The organism is Candidatus Nanopelagicales bacterium, from assembly GCA_018003655.1.
Taxonomy (GTDB): domain Bacteria; phylum Actinomycetota; class Actinomycetes; order S36-B12; family UBA10799; genus JAGNDY01.
In genome coordinates this window covers 1-4,390 of record JAGNDY010000126.1, presented here as the reverse complement: position 1 = coordinate 4,390, position 4,390 = coordinate 1, and the positions used below count along the sequence as shown (strand labels likewise).

5 protein-coding genes and 3 tRNA genes are annotated in these 4,390 nt (G+C 62.8%); all 8 read right to left on the bottom strand.

Annotated features, from left to right (window positions below):
* Positions 1-550: SDR family oxidoreductase (locus KAZ48_11025; protein ID MBP7973320.1), on the bottom strand; the 550-nt coding region annotated here is incomplete at its 3' end.
* A 114-nt stretch (positions 551-664) separates the two neighbouring features.
* The gene (gene rpmG, locus KAZ48_11020) at positions 665-832 is read right to left on the bottom strand and encodes a 50S ribosomal protein L33 (GenBank protein MBP7973319.1); all 168 of its coding nucleotides are present in this window, start codon (positions 830-832) and stop codon (positions 665-667) included.
* Between the two features lie 42 nt (positions 833-874).
* A tRNA-Met gene (locus KAZ48_11015) sits at positions 875-951 on the bottom strand.
* Between the two features lie 24 nt (positions 952-975).
* Positions 976-1,048, bottom strand: a tRNA-Thr gene (locus tag KAZ48_11010).
* A gap of 111 nt (positions 1,049-1,159) precedes the next feature.
* A complete protein-coding gene (locus KAZ48_11005; GenBank protein MBP7973318.1) occupies positions 1,160-2,278 on the bottom strand; it encodes a flippase-like domain-containing protein in 1,119 nt (372 codons plus the stop codon).
* Between the two features lie 92 nt (positions 2,279-2,370).
* Positions 2,371-3,249 carry a YihY/virulence factor BrkB family protein gene (locus KAZ48_11000; GenBank protein ID MBP7973317.1) on the bottom strand — a complete coding sequence of 293 codons (879 nt, stop codon included), beginning with the start codon at positions 3,247-3,249 and terminating at the stop codon, positions 2,371-2,373.
* Positions 3,250-3,320: 71 nt separating this feature from the next.
* A complete protein-coding gene (locus KAZ48_10995) occupies positions 3,321-4,046 on the bottom strand; it encodes a peptidoglycan-binding protein (protein MBP7973316.1) in 726 nt (241 codons plus the stop codon).
* 233 nt (positions 4,047-4,279) lie between these two features.
* A tRNA-Tyr gene (locus KAZ48_10990) sits at positions 4,280-4,361 on the bottom strand.
* Between the last annotated feature and the right edge of the window lie 29 nt (positions 4,362-4,390).

The following is a 4,390-nucleotide window of genomic DNA, read 5'->3' as shown; positions in this document are numbered from 1 at the left end:
CGCGGGCGAGCGTCTTGGTGACGGCGATGATGGCGCCCTTGGCGGCGGTGTAGTTGAACTGGCCGGGGTTACCCATCAACGCCGCGACACTGGACGTGAAGACGATCTTGCGGTTGTAGGCGGGAGCACCGTTCGCGGCGATCTCCTGCTTGGCGACCTCACGCATGTGCGGCATCGCAGCCAGCGTGGTGTGGTACCCGGTGCGCAGGTTCGCATCGACCACAAAGTCGAAGAGTTCGTCGGTCATGCCGTGGAACATCTTGTCCCGGGTGACGCCGGCGTTATTGACCAGAATGTCGATCTTGCCGAACGATTCGATCGCGGTATCGATCAGTGATCGGGCTTCCTCGAGCTCGACAGTGTTAGCGACGCAAGTGACTGCGGTTCCGCCAGCCTCTTTGATCAATGCGACCGTCTCGTCGGCGGGCACTGGGTCGATGTCGTTGACGACGACGGAGGCTCCATCGCGGGCCAGTCGCAGGGAGGTCGCTTGCCCGATGCCACGTCCGCCACCGGTGACGATTGCTACTCGATCTGTAAGCCGTCCCACTGTGTTACCCGCCTCTCGTCGCGACGCACGCACGTCGTCTGCTGCTGTCGGGACAGCACGCTACCGGCTGCGCGAGAGCAGCGAATCAGGGACCGCCTTGCGGCGGCGGAGAAGCTAGCGAGTCTCTTTGTGCGCGGTGTGCTTTCCGCAACGCGGGCAGAACTTATTGAGCTCCACGCGGTCTGGATCGTTGCGGCGGTTCTTCTTGGTGATGTAGTTGCGTTCCTTGCACTCGCCGCAAGCAAGAGTGATCTTGGGACGAACGTCCGACGCCTTAGCCACGGCTGGAGCCCTTCTGAAAATAACGAATACTGCTTCTTACGGTGGTAGCGAGGGCCGGACTTGAACCGGCGACACAGCGATTATGAGCCGCTTGCTCTACCAGGCTGAGCTACCCCGCCTTGCTCGGAGCTTTCACTCCGCCGAGCCCCTTTACGGAATCGAACCGTAGACCTTCTCCTTACCATGGAGACGCTCTACCGACTGAGCTAAAGGGGCGGGTCACGCGATCCACAAGGCTACATGGCCGCCAGTGGTCTCCGCCGCCCGGTATCGGCCCAACCGAACGGGTGCCGACACGGCGACCGGATGGTCGACGTGGTGCTGCCGTTAGGCGACCGCAACCCGAGCGGCCCTGGTCTCCCCCACCCGCCACCCGATGAACGTGCACAGGCCGACGATTGCCTGCGGGAACAGGCTGACAACCTGCCAGACGACTGTGGCAGCGACGACGTCTTGATCAGGCAGACCGAACGCTCCCAGCATGACCGCCAGCAGGCCGAAAACAGTGCCCAGCCCGCCAGGCGTCAGCGGAATCAGCGAGCCCAGGCGCGAAATGGCAAAGGCCCCGAAAATCTCCAAGCCAGTGACACCTGCGCTTCTGCCGCCGGATACCGCGCGGACAGCGACGAACAGGATCATGAACTGCATGAAGGACACAGCCAGGTTCGTGACCGTCAGCCCGATCCAGTGATCCTTGACAACGTCGACGATGCCGTCGCGGAACTTCATGATCGCGTCGGTGACGTCGGTGTCTTTGTGCATCCGCTTAAGCACCGGGTTGGCCAGCTTCTGGCCGAGCGCACCGACGTGGCGTGCGCTCGCTTCGCTGCGCAGGATCAACCAGAAGATGATGACCATGACGACCAGTGCAACGACTCCGCCGATGCCCAGCCAGATCCAACTTGACTCGAGGTTGCCCGACGGGATCAGCGCGAGTACGCCCAGAACTGGCAGCAGGAACGTCATGAAGAAGCTCCACACGCTGGTCACCGCGATGCCGCTCGTCGCTGCTGCGGGCTTGACCTTGTAGTAGGAGAGCATCAGGTACTGCACTGCCACCGCTACTGCGCCGCCGGCCGGAATGAGCGCGCCGATGGCCCACGACGTTTGTCGAACCATGAAGGCCGGTCGGTACTTCAAGCCCGGGATCGCGGGCATGTAGGGGAAGGTGTAGACGATGATGTTGACGATCGCGACCAGGATCAATGCCGCGACGGAGATCAGTGACATCTCCTTGATCGACGCCCACGCCTCGCTAAACGATCCGAATTTCTTGGCCAGGCCCCAGAAGACCAACCCCAGCACGATCAGCGTGACGATTCCACCGATGATCGTCTTGCGCTTGTCGAGCTTGAGTTGCGGCTTGGTGGCGGTTTCCGCGTCATCGGTGCCCGGCAGGGGAACCGACGGGTCGTCGTGCGGAGCTGGAGTCGGGTCTTCGGTCACGTCGTGAGCCATCCCTGGTCGTGGGTGAGTCGTTCTGTTCTGGGCAGCATAAGGCGAGGCGGCCTGCTGAGGGCGGATGCGTGGCCGAAGTCCTAGGCGTTTGCGGGCCGCAATCGTGGCTCGTTTTGACGCAGGGTCTGGACTGTGGCGGCGTTCAGAACCACCCAACTCGCGACGTAGCAGAACAGCATGACCGCGATCGGAACCTCTGCCAACCCGAGGACGGAGCCCGCATCCAACTGCGTTCGCAGGTAGATGCCAATGCCGATCAGGCACGCGCCCGCAATCAGGACTGCTCCGGTCGCTGGCCACCAGTCGCGCTTCCATGACAGCGCCGGCCGCATGCCGATGTAGAGCAGCGTCTGCACGAGCAGGAGGATCAGCACCAGGAAGATCAGCGGGTCAATGATGCGGAACACGCCTTGCGGAGCGCCAACTCCGCCAGCAATTTGGTCGGTACCGGCCGTGATCGTGGCCAGGCCGAGGGAGATCAAGGCAACGCTCGACACATAGAAACCCAACCCGACCACCCGACTGCGTAGACCGCCGCGATCCGTTTGACCGCTGACGGAGCGGATCGACGCCAGCAGACTCTTGAACGCGCGTGAACCCGAGTAGAACGCGAGCACGATGCCGATGATCCCGAGATGGGCGCGACCCTGGGAGAAGAGCTCGTTGAGCCTCGGTATGACGAACTCGTTGGCAGCTTGCTGGGAGAGGACGGCGTTCGCCATGTCGACCAGGTCGTTTTGGACTTGGTCAATCACTCTCCAACCGGTCACCCGCGAGACGAAGCCCAGACTCGCAACCACGGCCAAAACCATCCACGGCAGCGAGAAGACGAACCAGAACGCGGCGTCAGCGGCCATCATCTCAATGCGCTCGCGCTGGTGCAGGTCCCACCACCGGTCGGTGAACTGGACGAGGCGCGGCGGCAGGCGGTCCTTCTGCCGATCCAGCCACGCGCGCATGGCGCCACTGTGCCAGCGGTCGGGGGCGGGTGGCGTGCCCAAATGTCGTGAGTGACATACACGTCCGACGATCAGTAGCAGCGGTTGATGCCCTGGAAGGACCGCAGGCTCACATTCATCGTGTTCCAGGTTGGTTGATCGACGATGCCGTCCTGCGGAAGTCCGTGGTTCCGCTGGAAACTCAGCACAGCTCGTTCGGTCTGCGCCCCGAATTGCCCGTCCTGCCCGAGCGGTGCGCCAGACGCACCGACGTAGTTCAGCGAAGCCAGCGCCCATTGCAGCGCCGCGACTGATTCGCCGATGTCACCTCGCCCAAGGTACTCGCCGTTGGGCATTGTGCTGTCGCAGGCGATCACTCGCGCATTCCCCGAATAGGGCTGCACCGGTGGCGGCGCCGGTGTGACGGTCTTCGTCTTGATCTTTGTCTTGGTCACCGTTGGCGTCGGTGCTGGTGCCGACGTGGCGGCAGATGCACTTGCGGTTGGGGCGCCCACCTGGCCGGAATCCGCAACCGGCGCCTTGTCGTCGTTGGAAGACACGAGCATGAACAAGCCACCCACAACCAAGACGGCGAGAACCAGCAGACCCACCCACAGCAAGGGACTTCGTGGACCCCCGGGGTCAGGTGGGGCGGCGGTGAATACCGGTCCGGCAGGAGGCCGCGGGGTGGGCTGCTCCGAAGGCGTGACTGCCAACGGGGACGTATCGGACGACGGTTGATCCACCCGCCGACCGCACCCCGTGCAGAAGGTCGCATTTGGTTGACTAGCACTACCGCAGCTGGGGCAGTAGGACATGTGACTCCCCTGTCGTGAGCGCTTGGCTCTTACTTGGTGGCACGGCGAATGTGGTCGGTTTCACCCTCGTCGAACCCGCATCACCACGATAGCCACGGACGCAGAGTTATTGATCTTGCATTACTCCACCTGGCGGACAGGTCATCGCGACCTCGACGGGGGCGGGACCTTCAGAAAGGGGCAAAGGAAAAGGCCTGAACCCCTCGCGGTGCAAGAAATTCAGGCCGTTTCAGTGGCGGGTGAAGGATTCGAACCTTCGAAGGCAAAGCCGACGGATTTACAGTCCGCTCCCATTGGCCGCTCGGGCAACCCGCCTATTCGCCGTAGGGCGAGATGTCAGGATA